Source organism: Streptomyces sp. 8K308, from assembly GCF_004348315.1.
In the GTDB taxonomy this organism is placed as follows: Bacteria; Actinomycetota; Actinomycetes; order Streptomycetales; family Streptomycetaceae; genus Streptomyces.
This window is the reverse complement of record NZ_SMKC01000072.1, coordinates 1-25388: the sequence shown is the minus strand read 5'-3', so window position 1 is coordinate 25388 and position 25388 is coordinate 1. Positions and strand designations below refer to the sequence as shown.

15 protein-coding genes are annotated in these 25388 nt (G+C 71.7%); 7 read left to right on the top strand and 8 right to left on the bottom strand.

Annotated elements, in window-relative coordinates; all coding sequences use genetic code 11:
• Window positions 1-107: 107 nt before the first annotated feature.
• Together E1265_RS13475 and E1265_RS13470 are read right to left on the bottom strand one after the other, a co-directional pair.
• The gene (locus E1265_RS13475) at window positions 108-998 is read right to left on the bottom strand and encodes a methyltransferase domain-containing protein (protein WP_279571427.1); all 891 of its coding nucleotides are present in this window, start codon (window positions 996-998) and stop codon (window positions 108-110) included.
• A 251-nt stretch (window positions 999-1249) separates the two neighbouring features.
• A complete protein-coding gene (locus E1265_RS13470) occupies window positions 1250-1621 on the bottom strand; it encodes a hypothetical protein (RefSeq protein WP_132930537.1) in 372 nt (123 codons plus the stop codon).
• A gap of 278 nt (window positions 1622-1899) precedes the next feature.
• On the opposite strand from E1265_RS13470, the gene E1265_RS13465 reads away from it, so the two are divergent.
• Both E1265_RS13465 and E1265_RS13460 read left to right on the top strand, forming a co-directional pair.
• Window positions 1900-2241, top strand: a complete 342-nt coding sequence (locus E1265_RS13465; RefSeq protein WP_132930536.1) for a DUF397 domain-containing protein — start codon at window positions 1900-1902, stop codon at window positions 2239-2241.
• A 154-nt stretch (window positions 2242-2395) separates the two neighbouring features.
• The gene (locus E1265_RS13460) at window positions 2396-2599 is read left to right on the top strand and encodes a hypothetical protein (RefSeq protein WP_132930535.1); all 204 of its coding nucleotides are present in this window, start codon (window positions 2396-2398) and stop codon (window positions 2597-2599) included.
• Window positions 2600-2830: 231 nt separating this feature from the next.
• Here the strand turns inward: E1265_RS13460 and E1265_RS13455 are convergent, their stop codons facing one another.
• Window positions 2831-3400 carry a TetR/AcrR family transcriptional regulator gene (locus E1265_RS13455; protein WP_132930534.1) on the bottom strand — a complete coding sequence of 190 codons (570 nt, stop codon included), beginning with the start codon at window positions 3398-3400 and terminating at the stop codon, window positions 2831-2833.
• A gap of 91 nt (window positions 3401-3491) precedes the next feature.
• On the opposite strand from E1265_RS13455, the gene E1265_RS13450 reads away from it, so the two are divergent.
• The gene (locus E1265_RS13450; protein ID WP_132930533.1) at window positions 3492-4421 is read left to right on the top strand and encodes an NmrA family NAD(P)-binding protein; all 930 of its coding nucleotides are present in this window, start codon (window positions 3492-3494) and stop codon (window positions 4419-4421) included.
• A 32-nt stretch (window positions 4422-4453) separates the two neighbouring features.
• Here the strand turns inward: E1265_RS13450 and E1265_RS13445 are convergent, their stop codons facing one another.
• The 3 genes from E1265_RS13445 to E1265_RS13435 all read right to left on the bottom strand — a co-directional run bounded on the left by E1265_RS13445 (window position 4454) and on the right by E1265_RS13435 (window position 6441).
• On the bottom strand, window positions 4454-4900 hold the full coding sequence (locus E1265_RS13445; protein WP_132930532.1) for a hypothetical protein: 447 nt from the start codon (window positions 4898-4900) through the stop codon (window positions 4454-4456).
• A 50-nt stretch (window positions 4901-4950) separates the two neighbouring features.
• Window positions 4951-5262, bottom strand: coding sequence for a hypothetical protein (locus E1265_RS13440; RefSeq protein WP_132820746.1), 312 nt, complete (start codon window positions 5260-5262; stop codon window positions 4951-4953).
• Between the two features lie 78 nt (window positions 5263-5340).
• Window positions 5341-6441, bottom strand: coding sequence for a hypothetical protein (locus E1265_RS13435; RefSeq protein WP_132930531.1), 1101 nt, complete (start codon window positions 6439-6441; stop codon window positions 5341-5343).
• 207 nt (window positions 6442-6648) lie between these two features.
• Between E1265_RS13435 and E1265_RS13430 the strand changes: the two genes are divergently transcribed.
• Window positions 6649-15555, top strand: coding sequence for a hypothetical protein (locus tag E1265_RS13430; protein WP_132930530.1), 8907 nt, complete (start codon window positions 6649-6651; stop codon window positions 15553-15555).
• Between the two features lie 35 nt (window positions 15556-15590).
• The gene (locus tag E1265_RS13425) at window positions 15591-17876 is read left to right on the top strand and encodes a right-handed parallel beta-helix repeat-containing protein (protein WP_132930529.1); all 2286 of its coding nucleotides are present in this window, start codon (window positions 15591-15593) and stop codon (window positions 17874-17876) included.
• Window positions 17877-17890: 14 nt separating this feature from the next.
• Here the strand turns inward: E1265_RS13425 and E1265_RS13420 are convergent, their stop codons facing one another.
• Both E1265_RS13420 and E1265_RS13415 read right to left on the bottom strand, forming a co-directional pair.
• Window positions 17891-18844 (bottom strand): DMT family transporter, encoded by a 954-nt coding sequence (locus E1265_RS13420; RefSeq protein ID WP_132930528.1) that lies wholly within the window; start codon window positions 18842-18844, stop codon window positions 17891-17893.
• A 13-nt stretch (window positions 18845-18857) separates the two neighbouring features.
• Window positions 18858-19748, bottom strand: coding sequence for an FkbM family methyltransferase (locus E1265_RS13415; protein ID WP_132930527.1), 891 nt, complete (start codon window positions 19746-19748; stop codon window positions 18858-18860).
• 535 nt (window positions 19749-20283) lie between these two features.
• Here E1265_RS13415 and E1265_RS13405 point away from each other — a divergent pair.
• Entirely contained in the window at window positions 20284-22080 is a 1797-nt protein-coding gene (locus E1265_RS13405; RefSeq protein WP_132930525.1) for a thiamine pyrophosphate-requiring protein, read from the top strand.
• A 105-nt stretch (window positions 22081-22185) separates the two neighbouring features.
• Window positions 22186-25242 (top strand): FAD-binding and (Fe-S)-binding domain-containing protein, encoded by a 3057-nt coding sequence (locus E1265_RS13400; RefSeq protein ID WP_132930538.1) that lies wholly within the window; start codon window positions 22186-22188, stop codon window positions 25240-25242.
• The last annotated feature ends 146 nt before the right edge of the window (window positions 25243-25388 follow it).

The following is a 25388-nucleotide window of genomic DNA, read 5'->3' as shown; positions in this document are numbered from 1 at the left end:
AGAGACAGGCCAGGGCCGCCCGGTCGCCATCCAGATCCCCCTGACCGTTCTCCAGGAGTAACCCCCACGCCCGGCCGCCGCGGGGGCCGGGCCGCGGCGTTCGCTCCTCAGCCCGGGAGGGGCCAGCTCTCCCGGCCCGCCGCGCCGTCCCGCCAGAGCGTGTGGTGGCCGTCCGCCGCGACGCGCAGGCCATACCCGGCGGGTCCGGGGCGACCGGCCCTGATCCAGTGGCTGAGGATGTCAGCCCGCTCTCGCCACAGGTCCCGAGGACCGCCGCGCTCAACGCACACGGTCACGCCGCCGACCGGCGTGACCCGGGCCCAGGAGCGGGTCGCCGGGTCCATGAGGCAGTGGTGGCTGGTCCCGTCCTCCTTGGTGAGCGTCACCGTCAGCACGTCCGGTTGGCGCAGCGTGAGATCCAAGGAGTCGGACAGGACCAGATCGGCGAAGAAGCGGTCGGCGTCCTCGGGCGTGGTGGGGATGGTGTCGGTGAGCACCTCGACCTCCTCGCCGAGCGCGAGGTCCAGGTGGCGCACACCGTTCTCGGCGTCCTGCTCGGGTCCGGGCCTCGCGAGCATGAACGCGGCGGTCTCAGGCAGGAACCGGCCTTCCGCGCTGCCGTGCTCGTTCCGGACCAGGCGCACGATTCCGGCCCCGATGTTGGTGACGAGGACGCCACCGGGCCTGGGCTGCCGCAACCAGTCCGTCGGGACCCGTCGCACGCCGCAGGTGGCGAGGATGGCGTGATACGGGGCGCGTTCGGGATGGCCGGCCCTGCCGTCGCCGGTGACGACGGTGGGCTTGTGCCCGAGTCGGGCCAGCCGTTCGCGAGCGGCGGCGGTGAGGTTCGGCTCGACGTCGATGGTCGTGACGTGGTCGGCGCCGAGTCGGTGGCACAGCAGAGCGGTGTTGTAGCCGGTGCCGGTGCCGATCTCCAGGACGCTCGCGCCGTCCTGAGGGGGGATGGCTTCGAGCATGCGGGCCATGAGCGAGGGCATGGTGGAGGAACTCGTCGGCACCCCGCGCTGTCCCAACGCGTGACGAGCGAGGTGTCGGTGTAGACCGCCTCGATGTAGCCCGGGTCTCCTGGGGTGTAGGCGCGCTTGTGCTTGTCGCCGCGCATGACGAAGGTGGGGGCGAACATCTCGCGGGGGACGGCCTCGAACGCGGCACCAGGCCGGTGAGCGGAGGTCGCCGCTGTTGATCAGGGCACGCACCATTCGGCTACGGGCGTCCTGCGATGTGGCTGTCATCGATGTCGTCCTTCCAGCAGGTCCGCGAGCGCCTGCGTGATGGGCTCGCGGATGTCGGGGATGAAGCCGTACTGGCCGTTGGGGTTGAGGTCGACGAGGTACCAGTCGCCGTCCTGATCAACGAGGAAGTCCATGGCGGCGTAGCGGAGATGGAAGGCTGCCATCAGACGTTCGACGCCCTCGGCGATGCCCCTCGGGACGGTGCACGGTCGGTAGGTGAGGGAGTCGTAGTCCCGCCGGAAGTCGATGCGCGACGCGGCCGATCCAGCGTGGATCTCGGCGGCGAAGTGCCGGTTGCCGACTGCCGTGAGTCGTACCTCATACGCCTTGTCGATCCACCGCTGGAAGAGGTGGGCGGTGCGGGCCACGTCCTCGGCCAGGTCGTCTGCGTGAACGCGGCTCGTCCAGACCGCCTGGGCCCGGCCGTTGTGTGAGACCGGGCCGGCGGCGGCCGACGGTTTGTAAGTGGCGACCCGACCGGGCAGCGCTCTCTCGAACTCCCGTGCCTCGTTGAGGTCGTGATGACGGTGGACGGGACGGGGAGGCCGCAGCGAGTCGCCGCAGCCAGGGCGGCGGGGGCCACGTCGGCCGCCTCGTTGTGGCACGGATGGTTCACCCACAGGCAGCACAGGGTGGACAACACGCCATGGAATCCGGCCCGAGCTTCCTCTCCGGCCCAGCGCGCGTCACCCTGGCTCAGCCCCGGACGCAGGCGGTGGCGGCCGGGACGACGGTAGTAGACGGCTTCGATCTCGTGCAGGGACAGGTCCCGGTGCCGGCCGCGCCACGTCCCGTTCCAGTCCGTTCGGCCGGCCTCGATGCGCGCCGTGATGGCCATCGACTCGGGGAAATCGGCCGGGTCTCCGACATCGCCGTGGTCGCCGTCCGGGACACCAAGGACCGATCCATCCCCTCGACTCAGACCTCCTCCGCTGCCTGGACAGCGTTCATCAAGGCCGCGAAGTCGGGGGCGCTCGACTTCGCGTGACGGTTGAAGAGGTGCTCGTGCAGAGAGGCGCCGCACCATGACCGACTCTCCCGAGGCACTGCGGCGCGTGCTCGCGCCTCACGATTGACGACGACGGCCACGCCGTGGGGCGCCTCCTGCCCGGCTACATCTCATTCATTGATCGCTCGCCCGCATGACCGCCCGCCCCGCGGGTTGGTCGACTTCCTTCCGGGCGAGCGGTCCGCTGCCGCTGTGGAACGCCGTGGAGGACGCCATCCTGACCTGGCAGGCGGAGGGCTCCCCGCACCCCTCCGGGTTCGGACTCACCGTCAGCCCCGAGGGGCAACACGTCTGGCTCGGCTCGCCGGACGGGCCGGGGTGGAACCTGCCCGTCTGAGCGTGTTCGGTTCTCGGTCCAGGGCAAGAGTGTCCGCCGCGAGGAGACCCTGATCGCCCACCACGGTCGCCGTTGACAAGGACCGAAGGGTTGTGGCCGTCCGTCATCCCTCAGCGGCAACGCGTCTGGCTCGGCACACCGGACCGCCTCGGGCGGCGCTTGTGTAGGTCCACTTATAAGAACTGGACCTATACAAGCGGGCGCCGTCCTGGCCGGGTCACCTTCCCGGGCTCAGCCCTGGGGACTCAACCCCGCCACCGCCAGGCGGAAGAGGCGGTCGGCCTCGGTGGCGGGGTCGGGATGGTGTTCCGTGGCCAGGGCGATGCCGACGATCAGGGTGATCAGGTCGGTGATGGTGACGCTCGGCGCCACCGCGCCGTCGTGGGCGGCGCGGCGCAGCAGGGGGGTGCCGGCCGTCTCGATCGCGGCCGTGCAGCTGTTCTCGTACACCGAGTCGGGCGCGGCGCCGTCGTGGGCGAGCGCGGCGGCGAGGCCTCGGATGGAGGCGCAGTAGGCGACGACCTCGCTCAGCCACTCAAGCAGCGCGGCCCGCGTGTCCTCGGCGTCCGCCAGGGCGTGGGCGCGGGCGCACAGGGCCTCGATCCGGGTGCGGGAGACCGCTTCGAGCAGCGCGCGGCGGGTGGGGAAGTGGCGGCGCACGGTCGCGGAGCCGACGCCCGCGGTGCGGGCGATCTGTTCCAGGGAGGCGTCGGCGCCGTGCTCGGCGACTTCCGCCTCGGCTACGGCGAGGATCCGCGCGTGGTTGCGTCGGGCGTCCGCGCGCTGGCGGTGGTCGGCCATGGCGTCACCTCCGAGGTTGCTAAGTGGCGGGGCCCGCCATATCTTACCGAGGTAGAAATGGTGGGGCCCGCCACTTATTCGAGGAGTAGCCATGTCCACTGAATCCGCACCCGTGTTGGTCACCGGCGCCACCGGCCGGCAGGGCGGCGCCACCGCCCGGGCCCTGCTCGCGGCGGGCGTCCCGGTCCGCGCTCTGGTCCGGGACCCGGCCGCCGACCGGGCCAGGGCCGTCGAGGCGCTCGGCGCCGAGCTGGTGGCCGGCGATCTCCACGATCGCGGGTCAGTCACGAGGGCGGCGGAGGGCGCCCGCGCCGTGTTCTCCGTGCAGATGCCGGCGTTCGACGGGGAGGCCTTCGACTTCGCGGGGGAGGTGGCCCAGGGCGTCAACCTCGTCGAGGGCGCGAAGGCCGCCGGGGTGCCGCAGTTCGTGCACACGTCCGTCTCCGGTGCCGGTCAGCACACCGCGGTGCCCGGCTGGACGGAGGGGCGTTGGGATTTCATTGCGCCCAGCCTCGACGCCAAGGCCGCGATCCAGGACCGGGTGCGCGAGGCCGGCTTCCCGCGCTGGACGATCCTCAAGCCGGCCTTCTTCATGGAGAACTTCCTGCCCTCCATGGCGTACCTCTTCCCGCGCGGGATCGAGGGCGGCATCGTGACCCTGCTGAGGCCCGACACCCGGCTGTCCCTGGTCGCAGCCCGGGACATCGGCGCGGCGGCGGCCGCGGCCTTCGCGGCGCCGGAGCGGTTCCACGGGGTCGAGCTGGAGCTGGCGAGCGACCACCTCTCGATGACGGAGGTCGCCGAGGTGCTGTCACGGGCGCTTGGCGTGGCGTTGTCCGCGCCGGAGATGACGGAGGAGGAGGCCGTCGCCGCCGGCATGCCGGCGATGGGCGCCTCGGGCGCCTGGCTGAACGTGGCCGGCCAGCCGGCCCGCCCCGCGTTCGCGCGAGAGCTCGGCATCCCGCTCACCACCTTCGAGGAGTGGGCGCGGGAGCACCTGCGGCGGCCGAGCCCGTCATAGGGCACGGCCGCCGTCCGGTTCGGCGGAGGTCGTCAGCTGCCGTGGCCGGTGAGCTGCGTGCGGTCCTCGTTCCAGGTGACCGGCGTGCCGCCGATGTTGTTGGCGTCGTTCCACGCCGGCGGGTCCGGGGGAGTGGTGGTGAAGTCCTCGGCCGTCACCTCGTAGCCGCCCTCGCCGTCCAGGCTGGAGAGCGTGGAGGCGAACAGCTCCGCGTCGTTGTTCTGCAGGCTCTCCTTGATGCCGGTGAAGATGTTCGCGAATATCTGGAGGTTGCCGGCCGCCGACTGCAGCGACCTGCTGAACTCCTCGTACGCGGTCTTCAGGGCCGGGCTGGCCTGTTCCAGGTAGAGACCGTTGTCCAGCAGGGTGCTGACCTCGGCCATCAGGCTGTAGATCTCGGGGATGATGATCCCGCACTGGGTGCTGAGCTTCGTCGTGGTGTCGAGGATGCCCGCGTAGTCGGCGGAGAGGTCCGCCATGGTCGCCTCCTTCGTTCGAGGTGGGAGTTTGGTGGGGTCGCGGTGGTCCGCTACTGCGCCGGCGGGTTGTTGAGGTTGTTCGCCATCTGCTCGTCGAGGTCGATCATGCCGTCCTTGATCGCGACGAACTGGTCGGCGAAGGAGCTGATGTTGGTGATCAGCTCGGTCAACTGAGTGTGGAACTCGGTGTACTTCTGGGTGAGCACGCCGCCGGTGTTCGGCATGATCAGGTGGTTAGCCAGCGCGTCATCGACCGCCGCCTTGGCGGCGTCGGCGGCCGGCTGGATGACGGTCTCGTTGCTTGTGCGCATGGCCGTGGCGGCGCTGTCCACGTCCTGGTAGGTGATGCTGATGTTGGGCATCGCCGGGTCTCCCTCGGTCGCTTGGTCGGATGCTCGGTGCGGAGAAGTCGCTGGAGGTCGCTGGAGGTCGCTCGGGCGTCAGTCGTCCTCGATCCACCGGTTCCCGGGTCCCTCACGGGTGTACGTGGTGGTCGTCTCGTTCCCGTCCTCGTCGGTCTCGGTGACGGTGCGGGTCCCGGAGCCGTCCTCGTTGATCGTGATGTCCTCGACGGTCGTGGTGCCGTCCGAGTTCTCGGTGGTGACGGTGTAGTCGCGGTCGTCGTAGCTCAGGCCGGGGGTGCGCTCGCCCTCGTACTCGGTGACCGACGTCGTCTCCTCGTCGTCGTGCGTGGTCGTCGCGTTCTCCGTGATGACCTCGCCGTTCTCGTCGTACGTGTAGTCGGTGACGGTCTTCGTCTCCGAGTCGTCCGGCAGGGTGACGGTCACCTCCTCCGAGGTGACGTTGCCGTCGTCGTCGTACGTGTAGTCGGTGGTCTGCGTGAAGGTCTCGCCGTCCGGCAGGGTGGTGGTCGAGGTCTCGCTCTGGATCTGGTAGTCCTCGTTGTACGAGAGCGTGACCTCGGTCGTGGAGCCGTCCGCGTTGGTGAACTGCATGCGGCTCGGCGGGTTCTCGTCCGGGATGGGCGGTTCCTCGGGGCTCGGCTGCTGGGGCGCCGTCCCGTCGTCGAGGTCCTGCTCCCACTGGTCGCAGAAGGACGGCCGGTCGTCCTCCGCGCACACCTTGCCCATCTCGGCGTCCGGGTGCTCGCTGAAGTAGTCGGCGGCGCCGATGCTCTCCAGGTAGTTGTTCCACTCCTCGGTGGCCTCGACCCAGTTGTCGTGCCGCTCCTTCTCGTCCAGCCAACGGTTGAACTCGGACTTGGCCGACGCGGCCGCCGCGCCGGCGGCGATCTCCGAGTCCTGCTGGAACAGCGCCGTCGCCACCCCCTCGAAGGTGTCGCCGAACTGCCGCAGCTTCTCGGTGGCCTTCTCGGTGCGGGACTTGGACATCCGGAAGAACACGCCGAACTGGGTGGCCAGATAGCTGGAGCCGAAGATCGCCGTGTTCTCGGAGGCGGAACGGTTCCCCATCTCCGCGAACTTGCCGCTGCCGCCGCCGTCGCCCGCCTGGTCGGCGAGCGCGTGCATGCCGCGCTGCATGGCGTAGAGCTCCTCGTAGTCCATCGCGAAGTCGGGCATACGTGCCTCCCTGGCCCGGTGTTCCTCGACTCCCCGCGTGGGGAGCGCCTTCTCACCCTCCACGCACCAGCCGCGGGGAAGGTTCAGGCCGATCGCGGAAGTGAACCCCGGAGCCCGTTCGCGCGTGGAGCTTGCGAGGGACGTCACCGACGCCCCCGCGGCAACGAGAAGCGACGAGACGCAGCGAGAAGGAGAGGGACCCAGGTCATGCCCCGCCCACCGGACTGGAGCGCGCTCAACCTGGGCGAGGACCCGACGCCCGGCGACCCGGACGAGCTCCAGTCGCTGATCGACTCGCAGGCCGAACTCCTCACCATCGCCAACGAGATCGACTCGGGCCTCACCGAGCTGATGAACTCGCACAGCACGACGTTCAAGGGCAAGACCGCCGACGCGCTGCGCGACCTGATGGACAACCGGCTGCGCAACTACATCGACGGCTTCCGCGACGCCCACCAGGCCGTCCAGGACGCGCTGGTCACCTACCGCTCGGCCATGATCGAGCAGCAGGGCATCGCGGACGCCGCGCTGACCGCCGCGCAGGGTCTCGACGAGGACGACGAGGAGGGGCGGGAAACCCAGAAGGGCAAGGCCGAGGAGGCTCGCGAAGCGCTGGAGAGCGCCGCCCAGACGGCCGGCGAGGCGCTGAATTCCGCCGCCTACGACATCCCCTCGCCCGTCGACGAGTGCGCCGAGTTCTGGAAGTTCCTGACCTTCTTCGCGATCGCGCTGATCCTGCCGGCCATCATCCTCGGCGGCCCGGTCGCGCTCGCGGCCCTCGCCCTCAACGCCGCGCTGCTCGTCAAGACCGCGATCGACTTCGCCAACGGAAACGCCAGCATCACCGAACTGGTGTTGTCGATCATCGGCGTGCTGGTGCCCACCACCCGGGGCATCAACATCACGAAGATCGGCTCGACCTTCAAGAACTGGGGGAAGACCACCTTCGCCCCCATGAAGCACATGAGCAACCTGGGGAAGTTCATCTACCTGACGGACCTGGTGGGCCGGGGGATGCTCTGGGTGCCGATGCAGTTCGGCCGTGGCATCGCCTGGTTGGCCGTCTCTGGGTTCAACGGTCTGCGCGGCGTCGGGCACTTCACCGGGTTCGCGCTGGACACGCTGCGGTCGGGCTGGGCGGCCAACGGCCTGGTCGGCCTCGGCCAGTCCGCCATCAACATCACCCGCTGGACCGGCAGCACCGCCCTCTACCGGATCAACAACGCCACCGGGTTCGGCGGCTACGTCGTCTCCCACTTCAGGGGCTTCGGGCCGCTGGCGATCATCGCCCCGGTCAACGCCGCCGAGATGGGCCGCACCTTCTCGCTGAGCGGCCTCGGCCGGGCGTTCAACATCTCGCTCGTCAACCGCGGCTTGGCGAACCAGTTCAGGACGGGCGCCTTCGTCCAGGGCAGCAACGTCATCGACATCCGGGCCATCAGGGGCTTCGGGGCGGACGGCCTGCCGATCGTCGACGCCACCAAGCTGGCCAGGTACCAGCCGGGCGGGTTCGCCGGCACCCAGTCGTTCGCCGGCATCGCCCACGTGATCAACCTCGCCGACGCGGGCCGGTTCGGCCAGGGAGTGACGAACGGCAGCGGCGGCTTCTCCATGGCCGACCTGCCCTCGACACAGCCGATCTCCCTGCACTTCGCCGGCCGCGGCCTGGACATCGGCATCTCCGGGATGTCCGGCCCGGGCCTCGGCAGCAACATCATCGACATGCCGTCGATCAACACCGGCCTGGTAGGGACGGCGGCGCCGTCCGTCGTGGTGCACGTCGCGGGCCCCGGCGGCCAGCCGGTCGGCATCGCCGTGCCGCTGCTTCCCGAAGGCTTCGCCGGCGGCGCCAGGACGGGCGACCTGACGCTGACCATCAACATGGACGGGTTCACCCCGATCAGGGTGACCTACAACCAGAACGGCGTCAGCGTCACGGCGGCCACGCCCGACGGCCGGATGCCTGCCTTCTCGCTCGCCGACATGCCGCGGCTCGGGGACATGAGCCTGGTGCCGCCGGGCGGCATCAGCATCCCCACGGCCAACCTCAACCCGGCCGGGATCACCGACGCCGGCGTCGGGCAGGGCCTCGGCAACCTGCCGACCACGGCGCCCCGGCTCGGCGGCGACGGGCTCGCGCTGGACCTCAACCTGCCCTCGATGCCGTCGCTCCGGCTGAACTTCGCCGACCAGGGCATGTCGATGAACATGCCGGACGTCTCGCTGACCGGTGCCAACCGCCCGATGCTGGACCTCGGCCCGGTCGAGACGCCGTCGCTCCAGGGCCTCAACACCTCGATGCCGGCGCTGGCGGACAACGTCAACATCGCCCCGCCCACCGCCGCGCAGCTGGACGACGTCAGCCTCACCGGCGGGCTGCCCGACGGCGTCTCCATCGCCGCGCCCAACCCCGGCCAGCTTGACGTCAACCTCAGCAACACCAACTCCTTCTCCATCAACCTCGGCGAGGGCCTCCAGCACTCGCTGAACGACGCGCCGACGGTGACGCCCGGCGCCCAACCGCCGGAGATGGACGTCACCGTGGCGCCCCCGGCGCACGCCGTCACCACCACGCCGGTCACCGCCACCCCGCCCCCGGTGCGGGCGACGGGCGCCGAGACGGCCTCCCTCGGCGACATCACGCTGAACATGAACGGCGTGGCCCCCATCAGGATCAGCTCTATCGAGGCGCGGCCGGTCGGGCTCCCGGCCACCAACGACGTGTCGCTGTCGAACGGCGTCAGGTCCGGCGACATCGACGTGCCGGGCGGCATCAGGGCGGCCGACATCCCCGCCCCCGCCGACGCCAAGCTCTCCGCCACCGCGCCCACCAACGGCGCCGCCGACACCGGGGCCACCCGGTTCACCGAGGCGACGGACGGCCCGCGACCGACCGGCACCGGATACACGCCGCCGACGCTCGACAGTCACCTCGCGGAGGGGGTGACCGCCACCCCGCAGCCCGTCCCCGTGCCGCTCGCGGCGCGCCCCGAGACCGCGGCCACCCCGCCGGCCCCCGCCCCGACGCCGGAGAAGGCGGTCGGTGGTGGCGGTGGCGGCGGCAGGTCGGTCTCCGACCTGTTCAGCGGCAAGCTGTGGGACATCAACCCCGACCTGGCCATCTGGCGGGCGTTTGAGGAACTGGGCCTGACCCGCAACGCCCCGCCGCCGTCCTACTTCCAGGCGCCGATCGTCAACATGGTCTTCACCCCGAAGGGTTCGGGCGCGCTCAACAGCGCGGACGACATCCCGTTGCAGAACCTGGGCTCGGGGAGCAACACCACCACGACCAACACCGCGCAGAACGTGGCGAACGTCAGCCCGCCCATCACCCAGGGCGCGCCGCTGCCGGGCGGGTCGCAGACGGTCAACACGCCGTCGCAGGTGTTCGGGCCGCCGCCGGGGAACGGAGCCACGAGCCAGCTCGGCACCCCCCAGCCGGGCCCGTCGTTCAGCTCCTCGTCGCACGCCCCGACGCAGGGACTCGGCGGCGCCGGCCCCACCAGCACGCCGACGCCCCAACCCCTGGGGGCGCAGGGCGCGCACAGCGTGAGCTTTCGGGCCGACGGGATCGACGGCGTCCGCTTCGCGACCAGCTTCGACGCGAACGGCGCCGTCAGCCAGGTCCAGCTCGTCACCGGCAACGGCGCGCCGATCCAGGCGACCCGCGGCGGCGCCGGGGACCCGCAGGGCCTGTTCCGGGCCCACCAGACCCTCGGCGGCGGCGTGACCCGCGACCTGAGCTTCCGGGTGGACGGCTCCGGCGTCCGGCTGGTCTCCATGGAACGCACCGCTGTCCTCACGCACGCCCGGTTCGGTCAGGCGAACCTGCGGATCGACGACCTGGCCGCCGGCGGACCGACCGTGACCGGCGCCACCCGGCCGGGCAACGCGCCGATCACCGTCGCGCCGGGCGCCACGGCGGGCACGGTGCGGCTACACCAGGACCTCGGCGGCGGCCTCTCGCGCGACTGGACGGTCCGCATCACCGACGCCCAGCCGAGCACCGTCAACGTGCACCGGAACGTCGACCTCGGCGGCTTCCAGGGCTTCCGCGGCTCGGCGCTCCGCTTCGACGAACTGGCCGGCGGCCGCCCGGCCCTGACGCGCGCCGACGGGTCCGTGGTGAACAACGGCGTCACCGGGCTCGGCACCCACATCAACGGCCACCATCTCGTCACGCTGAACCAGAACCGTCTCGTCGTCGACGGCAACGGCGCCGCCACGCACCACGTGCTGCGACTGCCGACGCCACCGACGGCCGTGCCCGCCGGCCGGACCGCGGCCGACTACCACCTCTTCGCGCCCATCAACGACGCCGCGGGCGGCGCCACCATCCGCGGGCTCGACGGGGAACAGCTGGCCGGCGTCACCCGGGTCCCGCAGCAGGGCGGCGGCACCCGCCTGGTGGGCCCGGGCGTCCACGTCTCCGTCGACTCCGCCGGCACCCAGCTGTCCCGCGTGGTCGAACTCACCGGGCACGGCGGCGCCACGCGGAACGTCTTCGTCCACACCCCCGTGGGCGGCCCGGCCAACCCGGCGTTCCGCGGCGCGGACGGCTCCGCGTCCACCGGCGTCACCCACCAGCCCAACGGCGACTTCCAGCAGGTCGCCGGCAACGTGACCAGCACCTACAACGCCAACGGCGCCCTGATCCAGGACGTCGTCCGCCACACCAGGGGCCCGCTCGTCGGCCAGGACGTCACCGTGCCCAACGGTGCCTCGCCACGCGTCGGGAACACCCAGGGCACCGCGCAGGGCACCACCGGCACCTTCCGCGTCGCGGTGCCGACGGGGCCGCACGCCATCGTCAACCGGGCCGGCGAACTGGTCGGCACCGCCACGCAGTTCGTCGGACGCAACGGCGTCCGCCTCGACGCCTTCGGTCACCTGCCGGTCCCGCCGGGCAGCGCGGCCCCCGCCCTGCACGCCGGCAACGGCGCCCCGATCCCCGCCGGCACCGTCCGCGGCGGCATGGTGACGCTGCCCAACACGCACGGCGGCAACACCGTGCACCGGTACGACGGTTCGCTGATCGAGGAGACCTTCCGCGTCACCGGGGGCCCGCCCACCCTCAACGGCCACGACCTCGTGGTGCGGCAGGGCAACCCCACCGCCACCATCACGCCGGTGGGCGGCGCCCGCCCCACGGCGTCGGCTACCGTCGTCGAGCAGTTCGACCAGGCGGGCAGGAGCACCGGCCTCCGGCTCGACATCAACGGCCGCGGCCTGGCCATCGACAACCACGGCAACGTCACCGACGACGTCTTCGTCCTCAACCAGCCCGGGGGGCCGACGCGTTACGCGTTCGTCGACGTCAACAACGCGGCCACGGTCGGACTGCGGAACGCGGCCGGCGTCCCGGTGCCCAACGTCCAGATCAACCGGCTCCCCGGCGGCGAGCTGGAGGTCAGCACCCCGAACAACAACCAGATCAGCCGGTTCTCCGGCGACGGCCAGTTCCAGTTCCGCGACACCCGGCTGCCAGGCACCGGCGCGAACGGCGCCGACCAGTACGTGCGGATGCGCCAGTTCGGAGACGACTTCGGCCGGCGCTCCTACGAACTCCTCGACAACCAGCGGGTCGTCATCGCCGACCGCACCGTGCTGCCCCGGCCCCAGACGGCGGCGAACCCCAACCCCGGCTTCCGGGTCAACGGCGACGACGGCGCGTTCCGGCTCTACCGGCAGGACGGCCACCTGGACGTCTCCGTCGGCGCCCCGGACGCCACCACCAACGTCCGGAACGTGACCCTCCACGCGGCGGACGGCGGCGCCCCGACCAACCTGCGGGTCATCGAGCTGTCGAACGGCGTCGACTCCCGCTACCTCGACATCACAGGTGCCAACGCACTCCGGCTGCGCGGCGGCGAGCTCACCCCGATCACCACGCACGGCACCATCCACACCCTGCCCAACAACGGCGGCTACCGCGTCGACGGCCATGGTGCCCGCGCCAACGAGTGGCAGGAGTACAGCCCCACGGGCACGATGACGGCCCAGCGGATCGACGTCTTCCACCAGGGGCGGGCCGTCGGCAACCAGCACTTCCTCCTCGACTACCGGACGAACCCCGACGCGCCCACCTGGACCCGGAACACCGGCGCCGCCGGCGCCACGGCCCCCCGGAACCCGGACTGGTTCGACTTCGGCAAGGTCGACCTCAAGGGCGCGGAACGCGGCCACGTCTCCCTGCTCTCCCACTCCGGCGCCCCGGTCTTCGACCGCCGGGTGCTGCCGGACGGCGCCGTCCTCGACAGCCATGTCGCCGCACCGAGCCTGCGCGGCGGCAACGGCGTCCCCTACGGCCGCGACAGCCGGGACCACTGGTCGGAGATCAGGGCCGACGGCAACATCGGCGACTTCGGCCGCCGCAAGTGGAGCGTCAGCGGACGCGCCTGGGTCGACTACGACAATGCCGGAAACCCGGTCCGCCACTTCAGGGAGAACCCGCAGGGCGGCCACGTCATCGCCGACATGCGCGGCATGAACGCGCACTACTGGTCCGGCAGCACCAGCACCTGGTACCGGTTCGACGCCGACTACCAGCAGGTCGCCAGCGGCACCAGGACCTGGAGCCCGGGCCGCGCGTGGATCGACCGGATGCCGGACGCGGCCACCGGCGAGACCAAGGTGGTGCACCAGAAGATCAGCCGGGTCGCCGGCTGGGGCGACATCGACCACCTGCGCCGCTACCACGCGCACGACATCAACACCAACGGCAGCTGGAGCCCGGAGTGGAAGGGCATCGCGCCCACCGGCAAGGAGGTGGGCAGCTCCACGGCCATGAAGAACGGCGACACGCTCACCGTCAACCGGATCGCCGAGCAGCGTCCGCCCAACGCCTGGCGGTCGGTGCTCAGCTCCGAGTTCCGGGGCGTGAACTTCGGCACCGACCAGGCACGTTGGGCCAAGGACAGCAGGATGCAGGTCGCCCGCTGGGAGCAGTCCAACGGCGGGACGACCGTCAACCACGGCATCCAGTTCACCAGCCAGCACGGCCACGGCGTGTTCCGGATCAGTCACACCGGCGACTTCGTCGGCGAGACCCGCAAGATCACAGGAGGCAACGAGCTCACCGTGGGCGACAACGTCAAGCTGCCGGACGGCGTGACCCTGCCCAACCGCTACCAGCCCTGGTCCGAGGGCGCCGGCAAGCTTGAGGGCCACCGCAGCTTCAGCCAGGCGGACTTCGGCAGCGTCCACCTTCCGACCGGCAGCGGCAAGACCCGCAACGACGTGCTGTTCGTGGACCGCTTCCACGTCAACCGGTCCCACGCCGACCCGTTCACGCCGACCGCCAACGCCGCCGACTGGAACATCGCCCGGGTCGGCTTCAAGGACGGCACCATGCTGGAGTACCGCCCGCGCCCGATGGAGCGCAGCCCCTTCGACGTGGGCGACGACCTCGACTTCCGGCGGATGAGCCACCAGGGAGGCTCGGCGGACTGGATCATCACCGACCCGCACGCCGCGGTGGTCGCGCGGCAGGACACCTTCGGCCTCGGCGACGACGCCGTGCAGATCACCAGCGACGGCGCCCACCGGTGGAGCGGCCCCAACGGCACGGGCGGCGTGCGCAGGTACGCCGCCACCAACGACATCCACTACCGGGGCTGGGACCGCCACTCGTTCCAGGACTTCGACGACACGGGTCAACTCGTGCGCGAGCACCGGCTGCTGGCGGAGGGCGTCACCCTCGACGCCTGGCGGCTGCCGGGCGACGCGAACCACCCGCCGTCCTGGCGCTGGAACAAGATCGGCGCGGACGGCCAGGTGCAGCGGTTCGGGGATCAGGACGTGCGGATCCGCCGCTGGTACGACGACTCGGGCGCGCTCCTGAACGACTGGAAGAGGGGCGCCCGCTGGGCCGACCACCTGGACAGCGAGGGCGCCGTCCGGATCCAGGAGATCCCCGCGTTCGCCAGGAGCGGCAACCCGGCCCGGGACGTCCTGACCATCGAGCCGTTCCGGGTCCGCGAGTACGTCGCGACGACCGACGGCCTGGACGTGGCGCGGGGCGCCGACGCCTACCGGGCCTGGAAGGAGCATGACGCGGGCACCGTGGTGCGGGAGATCAAGCGGCTCTCCGACGGCTCGTTCCTGGAGACGGAGACCTGGCAGAAGCAGTGGCGCCGGCACGTCTTCGGCACCAACAACTCCCACACCGTCGTCTCCGAGCGCACCATCCCGGGCAACATCTTCCAGCGCGACACCTTCGGCACCACCCATCTCGTGGGCCGGGAGACGCACTTCATCGACTTCTCCAACGAGTTCCGCGGCTTCACCCGGGAGTGGGGCGAGTCGCTGCGCTGGAGCTGGGGCCCGTCCGTCACCAACCGGCCCGGCGCGGTGCAGGGCGTCGAGTCGCTCTACACGCCCTTCCTCGCCAACAACATGGGCTCGGTCGCGGTGGCGCTCACCCAGGAGTTCGCCCTGGACTTCCTGCTCAATCTCACGGTCTTCGGTATCGTGTCGGCGGCCACCGGCACCCCGTTCACCATCACCGACGTGCAGCAGGCGGCGTTCAACGCGGCCATCTCGGCGGGCGTCAAGTCCATCTCGGCCGGCCTGCACAACTGGGGCGCCCACCACGGCACCTGGAAGGTCGGCTTCGGCAACAAAGACCAGGGCTACGCCTACAACTTCCGGCAGAACGACGACGCCTGGGCCTCCGAGTGGGCTGGCAACGAGAAGGTGCTGCGCTGGCGCGGCGGCACCTACGACTTCTTCCTGGGCGCCGGGGTCGGCGGCCTGGCCGGCTTCGCCTCCGGCGCGGCCGGCGCGGCGATCTTCGGCGTCAAGGACTCCGAGGGCAACCGGCACCACCTGTCCGGCGGCGACGCCGCGTTCTACGGCCTGGCCGGCATGCTCGGCGGCCTCGCCGGCGGATTCAGCATCGGCGCCCTGCGCGGCATGATGCAGAACACCATGGCCGCCCGCCTCTACCACCGGGCCGGTGTGATCGACTTCCTGGTGATGCCGGTCATCGGCAAGCTGATCGACAAGAGCGTGGCCGCCTTCTGGCTCGGCCCGGAGATCCGCGCGTCGCTCGGCATCACCGCGCCCCAACCTCCGCCCCAGCCGGGGCCCGACCCGCAGCCCAATCCATAGAAGGACATGAACGATTCCCAAGGAGGGGCGGGTCAATGACCGAAGAGCCGATCCGCGTCGCGCCCAGAACCCGAGGCGCGCACCGCACGATCACCGAGGCCCTGGCCGTCGCACCAGCCGGCGCCGTGATCAGCGTCGCGCCCGGCGAGTACGCGGAGTCGTTCCGGCTCGCCCGCCGCGTGACGCTGCTCCCGCAGTACGGCAACGGCTCGGTGACCATCGCCGTGCCGCTGGCCGCCGGACCGCTGACCGTGGCCGCGCCCGACTGCCGGATGCGCGGCCTGGTGCTGCGCGGGGCCGACCCGGCCGAGGCGCTGCTGCGGGTCGAGGACGCTTCCGGGCTCACCCTGGAGGACTGCGTCGTCAGCCACGGCCGGGTCGAGGTGCTCGGCTCCCGCAACCTCACCGCACGCCCCGAGGTGCCGGTGGGCACCATCCCGCTGGACAACGACCTGTCGGCCGAGCTCGCCGACCCAACGGCTGGCGGCGTGCTGGTGACCAGGCGCACCCGGCTACGGGCCGCCAGGCACACCGCGCTGCACCTCACCGGGGACGCCCTGGCGCGCCTCGACGACACCGCCATCGAGGGGGTCGAGGGCATCGGCGTGGCCGTCTCGGGCAGCGCCGTGCTCCGCGCCGACCTGTTGCGGGTGCACGGCGGCTCGGGATCCGCGCTGCGCGCCCGCGACTCCTCCCGGGTGCTGCTGCGCGGCAGCGGCCTGTTCGGCGCGGGCCGCAACGGGGTGCTGGTGCAGGACGCGGCCGAGGCGCTGCTCACGGACTGCCGGGTGGAGAACGCGGCCCGCTCCGGCGTGCGGCTCGACCACACGGCGCGCGCCGAGATCAACGAGTCGACGCTGGCCGGCGCCCGGCTCTCCGGCGTCGAGGTGCGCGACCAGGCCCGGGTGATGGCCCGTGGGGCGCGGGTGACCGGCGGCGAGACCGGCGTCAGGCTGCGCTCCACCGAGGAGTCGCTGCTGTTCTACTGCACGGTCACCGGGCAGCAGGGCAACGGCGTCGAGCTGTCGGCGGGCGCCGACCCGCGGCTGCGCGGGGTGCGGGTGGCGCGTTCCGGCAAGCACGGGGTGTTCGTCGGCGAGGGCGCCAGCGGCACCTTCGACCACTGCGACGTGATCGCCAGCGCCCTGCCGGCGCTGCACGTGGCCAGGGACGCGGCGCCGCGCTTCCGCGGCTGCCGGGTCTTCGACTCGGCGCACGACCTGGGCCTCGGCGAGGGCGCCCACGCGGTCTTCGAGAACTGCGTCGCGATCAACGTCGGCTCGCCCCGGCTCCCCGGGCTCGACCGCGGCCACGGCGGCCCCGAGCACTGGCCCACGCACGGCCCGGGACAGGACCGGCGCCGCAGACCCCGCGACCGAGACCACGACCACGACCGGAACCGCGACCGGGACCAGGGGCCGGCCGCCGCGGCCCCCAGGCCGACCGCCACCGCCAGCACCGCTGAGCGCCGGGAGGACGAGTACGAGGACGGCCCGACCCAGGAGTCACTCCCGGAACTGCTCGCCGAGCTCGACGAGTTGGTCGGACTCGACGGAGTCAAGCGGGACGTCAGCGGCCTGGTCAAGCTGATGCAGACCGTGCGGATGCGGCAGGAGGCCGGCCTGCCGGCCCCGCCGCTCAGCCGCCACCTGGTCTTCGCCGGCAACCCGGGCACCGGCAAGACCACCGTGGCCCGGCTCTACGGCCGGCTGCTGAGCGCCCTCGGGCTGCTCTCCCGCGGCCACCTGGTGGAGGTCGACCGCAGCGCCCTGGTCGGCGAGTACATCGGCCACACCGGGCCCAAGACCACCGAGGCGTTCGAGAAGGCCATGGGCGGCGTGCTGTTCATCGACGAGGCGTACGCGCTGACCCCCGCCGGGGTGGCGCAGGACTTCGGCAGCGAGGCCATCGCCACCCTGGTGAAGCTGATGGAGGACCACCGCGACGAGGTCGTCGTCATCGCCGCCGGCTACCCGGGCGAGATGAGCCGCTTCATCAGCTCCAACCCGGGCCTGGCCTCCCGCTTCACCCGCAGCCTGCACTTCGCGGACTACTCCACCGAGGAACTGGTCAGCATCGTCGAGCACAACGCCCGCCGCCACCGCTACCAGCTCACCGACGGCGCCCGCAAGGCGCTGACCGGGTACATCGGCGCCATCCCGCGCGGCGACGGCTTCGGCAACGGCCGCACCGCCCGCCAGCTGTTCCAGCAGATGACGGAGCGTCAGGCCATGCGCGTCGCCGAGCTGACCAACCCGGAGCCGGACGCGCTGATGTCGCTCGACGAGAACGACCTGCCGGTGACGGGCCTGACGGCCTGAAGGGCCACGCTGGGCTAACCGGCCCGTTCGCGCCGCCGCGGCCCGCCCCGAGTGGCCGGGGGCGCTGAGCGGGCCGGAGGTGGCGCGGCGATGGCGGTGGCGCGGCGCGGGGCGTTGCTCGCCGCCCGGTTCCCGAGGGTGACCAGGCCGCCGGCGAGGAAGATCACCGCGCCGCCCACGACGATCTCCAGGGTCAGCGGCTCGCCCGCCAGCGTCACCGCCAACAGGGCGGCCGTGGCCGGCTCCACGTAGGAGAGCACCCCGACCTCCAGGGCGGTCACCCGGCGCATCACGCTCTGGTAGGCGATGCCGAGGCAGGCGGTGAGCACGACCCCGAGCAGGGCGAGCCTGGCCACCTCGCCGTGGGTGAGCGCGGGCGGGGCGAGCAGGTACGTCGGGCTCAACACGGCCGCCGCCACGAGGGTTTCGTAGAAGACCAGGGTTGTCGGGTCGATGTCGTCGGTGTAGCGCTTCAGATAGATGATCAGCAGGGCGTAGGAGAACGCCGAGCCCGCGCCGAACGCCAGTCCGACGGGGTGCGGTTCGCCGCCCTGCTCGCCACGGGTCACGATGAGCGCGGTGGCGGCGACGGCCAGCGGGAGCGCCGTCAGCGAGAGGGCGCCCGGTCTCTCCCGCAGGAGCAGCGGCGCCAGGAAGGCGATCATCACCGGTGCCGTCGACGTCATGAGCACCGCGCTGATGATCGAGGTGTGCTGCAGCGCCGCGAAGTGCAGCCCCCACTGGACGGCGAGCAGCACGCCTGGCACGAGGACCACGCGGCCTGGATAGCGCAGCAGCCGACGGTACCCGGACAGGGAGAGCAGCACCGCGAGCGTCGCCGCCGCGATCGCCACCCGCCAGAAGGCGATCACCGTCGCTGGCAGGGTGAGATCGGCCACCAGGATCGTGACGGTGCCGGAGAGCGCCGTGCACAGGGCGACGCCGAGTACGGCGGTGGAGGACTTCACGTGGCCGCTCCGGCTAGGGGATCAGGAGGAGTTCGCTGCACTCCCGGCCCGGGTAGGCGGCCCGCAGGTCGCCGAGTGAGCCGGTGGCGCGCACGATCGGCGCCCCTGACTCGTCGAACGGGCGCCGCAGGTCGACGAAGCCCGCGTAGTGGGAGTTGACCGCGTCGCACAGGTCGTCGTAGCCGCCGGAGAGTTCGAGACCGTAGGGCCAGAACTCGGCGACCGTGGGCACGCCCGTCGCGAGGAGGGTGCTCGCGCCGCGCAGCAGATGCCCCTCGTAGCCCTCGACGTCGATCCAGCACATGCCGATGTCGAGCGGGTCGACGTCCTCGGAGACGAACAGGTCGTCGAGTCGGACCGCCTGGACGGAGATGGTCGCCGACCACTCCGCGGGAACGCCGCCGGGGTCCCGGGTGAGGATGTGGTTCCCCCGGTTCTTCTCCGAGAGCGCGAGGAAGACGTCGCCCGGGCTGTCCGACAGGGCGCGGCGGATCGAGGTCACGCGGTCCTGGAGATCGTTCGCCAGCACGTTGTTCTGCAGTAGCACGAAGTTCTCCGGGTCCGGCTCGACGGCCAGCGCCGTCTTCGCGTTGAACCGCAGCAGGGCCAGCAGCGTGGCGCTTCCGATGTTCGCCCCGAGATCGAGGAAGAGCTTTCCCGAGAGGTCGAACGCGTTCCCGTTGAGCTGCGAAAGCGACCGGAAGGCCGCCTCCATGGCCGACCTCTCGAAACGCCCGGTCACGAAGATCTTGCGGCAGATCTCCCGGTCGTGGGTGTTGAGGTAGTAGCGGATGTTGTCCCGCTCGGCGACGATGACCGGGCTGACCGCCGACGCCGACCAGAAGGCCAGATTTCGTAACGGCGTGACGAGGGAACTCGCGAGGACGTCGCTGATCTTGTGCATGGCCTGGATCTCCCGCGTTGAGGGCTACGCGAACGCGAATAGGCTTCCGTAACCTCTCGGCGCCTCTCAAGAACGGACTTCTGTGCGAGGGGGGCGGGCTGGCCATGAAACCGCACCCGTGTGCGTGATTTCCGATCTTCATAGACGCTGATGATGGCCGTGTCCCGGCGCGCGAGAGGGAGAATTCGGGCGGGCGAATCTGTCCGGAACATTGTGCTGATTCACTCTTCCGTGTTATCGGTGCTGTATTCGTCTCGGCTGGATTGCTTCCGGAATTTGACCTGCGGTTGACGAATGGATTTCATCCGGATTTCCGGACGGCGCGCCGGGGGGCGCGGAGCCCCGCCCGGCGCGGCGCCGGCCCTTCCGCGGCCCGGGGCCGGGGCCGGGGCGGGGGCCGGCGCCGCGGCCGGGCCTGCCGCCCCGCGGCCTCCTCGACCGGCGGGATTCCTCCGTCTGTGTTACCAAGGCATAGGGCCATTTGTGGCCCTTGGTCCGGTTTGCTGTCCCCGATGCGGAGGAATGGAGCCGTCTCATGGCCGAGAAGGTGTCGGACTATGTGCTGGGCAGGCTGCGTGACTGGGAAGTGGAGCACGTGTTCGCCTATGCCGGGGACGGCATCAACGGGCTGCTCGCGGCCTGGGGGCGCGCGGACGACCAGCCGCACTTCATCCAGGCGCGGCACGAGGAGATGGCCGCCTTCGAGGCCGTCGGCTACGCCAAGTTCTCCGGGCGGGTCGGCGTCTGCGCCGCCACCTCAGGGCCGGGCGCGATCCACCTGCTGAACGGGTTGTACGACGCGAAGCTCGACCACGTGCCGGTCGTCGCCATCGTGGGACAGACCAACAGGAGCGCCATGGGCGGCTCCTACCAGCAGGAGGTCGACCTGCTCTCGCTGTTCAAGGACGTGGCCTCCGACTACTGCGAGATGGTCACCGTCCCCCAGCAGCTGCCCAACGTCATCGACCGGGCCTTCCGCACCGCCCAGGCCCGCCGCACGGTCACCGCCGTGATCATCCCGGCCGACGTGCAGGAGCTCGACTACAAGCCACCGACGCACGCCTTCAAGATGGTGCCGTCCAGCCTCGACACCTCCACCGGCGCGCCCGTGCCGTCCGCGCCGGACATCGAGCGCGCCGCCGCGCTGCTGAACGACGGCGGCAAGGTCGCGGTCCTGATCGGCCAGGGCGCGGCCGGCGCCCGCGAGGAGGTGATGGAGCTCGCCGACCGGCTCGGCGCCGGCGTCGCCAAGGCCCTGCTCGGCAAGGACGTGCTCTCGGACGAACTACCCTACGTCACGGGCGCGATCGGCCTGCTCGGCACCCGCCCCTCCTACGAGCTGATGCGGGACTGCGACACGCTGCTCGCCATCGGATCCAGCTTCCCCTACACCCAGTTCCTGCCCGGGTTCGGCCAGGCCAGGGGCGTGCAGATCGAGCTCGACCCGCACATGGCCGGCATGCGCTACCCGTTCGAGGTCAACCTCATCGGCGACGCCCGCGAGACCCTGCGGCTGCTGCTGCCGCACCTGGAGCAGAAGAAGCACGACGTCTGGCGGCGCGACATCGAACGGAACGTCGAGCGCTGGTGGAAGACGATGGAACGCCGCGCGAGCACCGAAGCCGACCCGATCAACCCGGAGTTGGTGGCGCACACCCTCTCCCAGGTGGTGCCCGAGGACGCGATACTCTCCGCCGACTCCGGCTCCTCGGCCAACTGGTACGCCCGGCACATCAGGTTCCGCGGCCGGATGCGCGGCTCGCTCTCCGGGAACCTCGCCACCATGGGCCCCGGCGTGCCCTACGCGATCGGCGCCAAGTTCGCGCACCCCGACCGGCCGGCCATCGCCCTGGTCGGGGACGGCGCGATGCAGATGAACGGCCTGGCCGAGATGATCACCGCGGGCAAGTACTGGCGGGACTGGAGCGACCCGAGGCTGGTGGTCGGGGTGCTCAACAACCAGGACCTCAACCAGGTCACCTGGGAGATGCGGGCCATGTCAGGGGCTCCGCAGTTCGAGCCGTCGCAGCACATACCGGACGTGCCCTACGCCGAGTTCGCCCGCTCCATCGGGCTGCGCGGGGTACGGATCGACAGCCCCGACGGGGTGCGGGACGCGTGGCGCGAGGCGCTGGCCGCCGACCGGCCCAGCGTGCTGGAGTTCGTCACCGACCCGGCCGTCCCGCCCATCCCGCCGCACGCCACCTGGGAACAGGCCGAGTCCACGATGTCCGCGCTGCTGCAGGGCGACCCCGACCGCGCCGACGTCGTCAAGATCGGCCTCAAGCAGAAGGTCCAGGAGTTCCTGCCCGGCCGCCGCGGCCGAGGCTGACCGCGGGCGGCGCCGCGACCCCGGGGGCCCATCGAGGAGGACGGAGATCCGATGAGCGAGCGGCTGGTGCGCGATCCGGAGCCCGAGGACTTCATCGGCCTCGACATGCGCCGGCTCCAGGCCGAGTTGACCGCGCGGGTCGACGGCGAGGTCCGGTTCGACGCCGGCAGCCGGGGCGCCTACGCGACCGACGCCTCGAACTACCGTCAGGTGCCACTCGCCGTGGTGCTGCCCCGCACCGTCGACGCCGGCGCCGAGGCCGTCGCCGTCTGCGCCGAGCAGGGCGCGCCCGTGCTCTCCCGGGGCGGCGGCACCAGCCTGGCCGGCCAGTGCACCAACGTCGCCGTCGTCATCGACTGGACGAAGTACTGCCACCGGCTGGTCTCGGTCGACCCCCGGGCCAGGACCTGCGTCGTGGAGCCCGGCATCACGCTGGACGTCCTCAACGCACGACTCGCCGAGCACAAGCTGAAGTTCGGCCCCAAGCCGGCCACCCACACGCACTGCGCGCTCGGCGGCATGATCGGCAACAACTCCTGCGGCGCCTCGGCGCAGGCGTACGGCAAGACCGTCGACAACGTGCGCGCGCTCGAGGTCCTCAGTTACACCGGCGCCCGGATGTGGGTCGGGCCGACCGACGAGCGCCGCTACGCGGAGATCCTGGCCGAGGGCGGCGAGCCGGCCAGGATCCACGTCGGCCTCCGCGCGCTCGCCGAGGAGTACGCCGACGACATCCGCGCCGGCTACCCCCGCATCCCGCGCCGGGTCTCCGGTTACAACCTCGACTCCCTGCTGCCGGAGAACGGCTTCGACGTGGCCAAGGCGCTGGTCGGCAGCGAGAGCACCCTGGTCACGGTGTTGCGCGCGGAGCTGGACCTGGTGCCGGTCGAGGCGGCCGACGCCCTCCTGGTGCTCGGCTACCCCGACGTCTGCGCCGCCGCGGACGACGTGCCGCGCGTGCTCGAACACTGCGATCCGCTGCAACTCGAGGCGCTCGACGACCGGATGGCGCAGCTGATGCGCGAGGAGCGGGTGCACACCGACTCGCTCGCGTTGCTGCCGCGCGGCGACAGCTGGCTGTTCGTCCAGCTTGGCGGCGACAGCCGCCAGGAGGCCGATGAGCAGGCCAGGCGGCTGCTGGCCGGCCTCGGCCTGTCCGAGGACGACCCCCGGGTGGCGATCTCCGAAGACCCACTCAGGGAACAGAAGTTCCTCCAGGCCAGGGAGGCGGGGCTCGGCGTCACCGCCCGGCCGCCGGACGGCCGTGAGGCGTGGGAGGGCTGGGAGGACTCGGCGGTGTCGCCCGAGCGGCTCGGCGACTACCTGCGCGACCTCAAGCGCCTGTTCGAGGAGTTCGGCTACGACCGCCCGTCGCTCTACGGGCACTTCGGGCAGGGCTGCGTGCACACCCGGATCCCGTTCGGCCTGAAGAACGCCGAGGGCGTCGCGGGCTTCCGGGAGTTCATGCGGCGCGCCGCCGACCTCGTGGTCTCCTACGGGGGTTCGCTCTCCGGCGAGCACGGCGACGGCCAGTCGCGCGGCGAGCTGCTCGACCGCATGTTCGGTCGGCGGCTCGTCGAGGCGTTCGCCGAACTCAAGGGTCTCCTCGACCCGGACAACCGGATGAACCCGGGCAAGATCGTCTCCCCGGTGCCGGGTCGCGGCCCCAACGCGCTCGACGGCCAACTGCGCCTCGGCCCGCGCTGGCGCCCGAACGACACCCCCACCCACTTCGACTACCCCGAGGACGACCACCTGTTCCGCCAGGGCGTCATGCGTTGCGTCGGCATCGGCAACTGCCGCTCGCCGGAGGGCGGCGTGATGTGCCCGTCCTACCGGGCCACCGGCGAGGAGGAGCACTCCACCAGGGGCCGCGCCAGGCTGCTGTTCGAGATGATGGGCGGCCACGCCGACTCGGCGATCACCGACGGCTGGCGCTCCACCGAGGTGCGCGACGCCCTCGACCTGTGCCTGGCCTGCAAGGGCTGCAAGTCCGACTGTCCCACCGGCGTCGACATGGCCACCTACAAGGCCGAGTTCCTCGCCCACCACTACGCGGGCCGGCCCCGCCCCCTCGCCCACTACTCGCTGGGCTGGCTGCCGCTGTGGGCCCGGCTGGCCAGGTCCGCGCCGCGCGCCGTCAACGCCGCCCTGCACGCCCCCGGCCTCGCCCAGCTCGGCAAGCTCCTTGCCGGCGTCACCCAGGAGCGCGACCTGCCGCTCTTCGCCGAGCGGTCCTTCCTCGACTGGTGGCGCGGGCGCGGCGTCCTGGAGCCCATCCCCGGCGACCCGCGCGCCGTCCTGCTCTGGCCCGACACCTTCACCACCTACTTCCACCCGCACGTCGGGCAGGCCGCCGTCGACGTCCTGGAGTCCGCCGGCCTCCGCGTCGCCGTCCCCGAACGGCCGGTCTGCTGCGGGCTCACCTGGATCTCCACCGGCCAACTCGACCGGGCCGGACAGGTGTTGCGCAACACCCTGGAGACGCTTCGGCCCTGGCTCACCGCCGGCACCCCCATCGTCGGCCTCGAACCCTCCTGCACCGCCGTCTTCCGGGCCGACGCGCGCGAGATGTTCAGCCACGACGAGGACGTCAAGCGCCTCGCCGACCAGACCGTCACCCTCGCCGAGGCGCTGCTGCGGCACGGCCCCGACGGCTGGCGCCCGCCCGCCGTGCACCGCTCGGCCCTCGTCCAGACCCACTGCCACCAGCACGCGGTCCTCGGCCAGGACCCCGATCGCGAGGTGCTGCGCAGGGCCGGAATCGACGCCGAGGTCCCCGACTCGGGATGCTGCGGCCTCGCCGGCAACTTCGGCTTCGAACGCGGCCACCACGACGTCTCCATGGCCTGCGCGGAACGCGTGCTGCTGCCGGCCGTCCGGGACGCCGGACCGGACACGCTGATCCTCGCCGACGGCTTCAGCTGCCGCACCCAGATCGACCAGGGCAACACCGGCCGCCGCGCCATGCACCTGGCCGAGGCGCTGGCCCTCGGCCTGCCGGGCTCGGCGCCGGCGCCGGTCGAACGACCCGAGACGGTCGCCGCCCCGCGCCCAGCACTCCACCACCCTGACCGCCGCCTGGTCGGCGCCGCGGCGGCGACGGCCGCGGCCCTCGCCGCCCTGACCACCGCCAGGTACCGCTCGGGCCGCGGCCGCTGATCATCACCTACCTCACTCACCTACCTCACCTGGGTGGCCGGCTGGGGCGGTGGGTCGCCGCGTCGATGGCGTCCCTGGTCCGGTCGACCAGCGCGGCGAACGGCCCGAGCGCCCACTGGGCCGCCGGCTTGCCGACCGTCGACGGG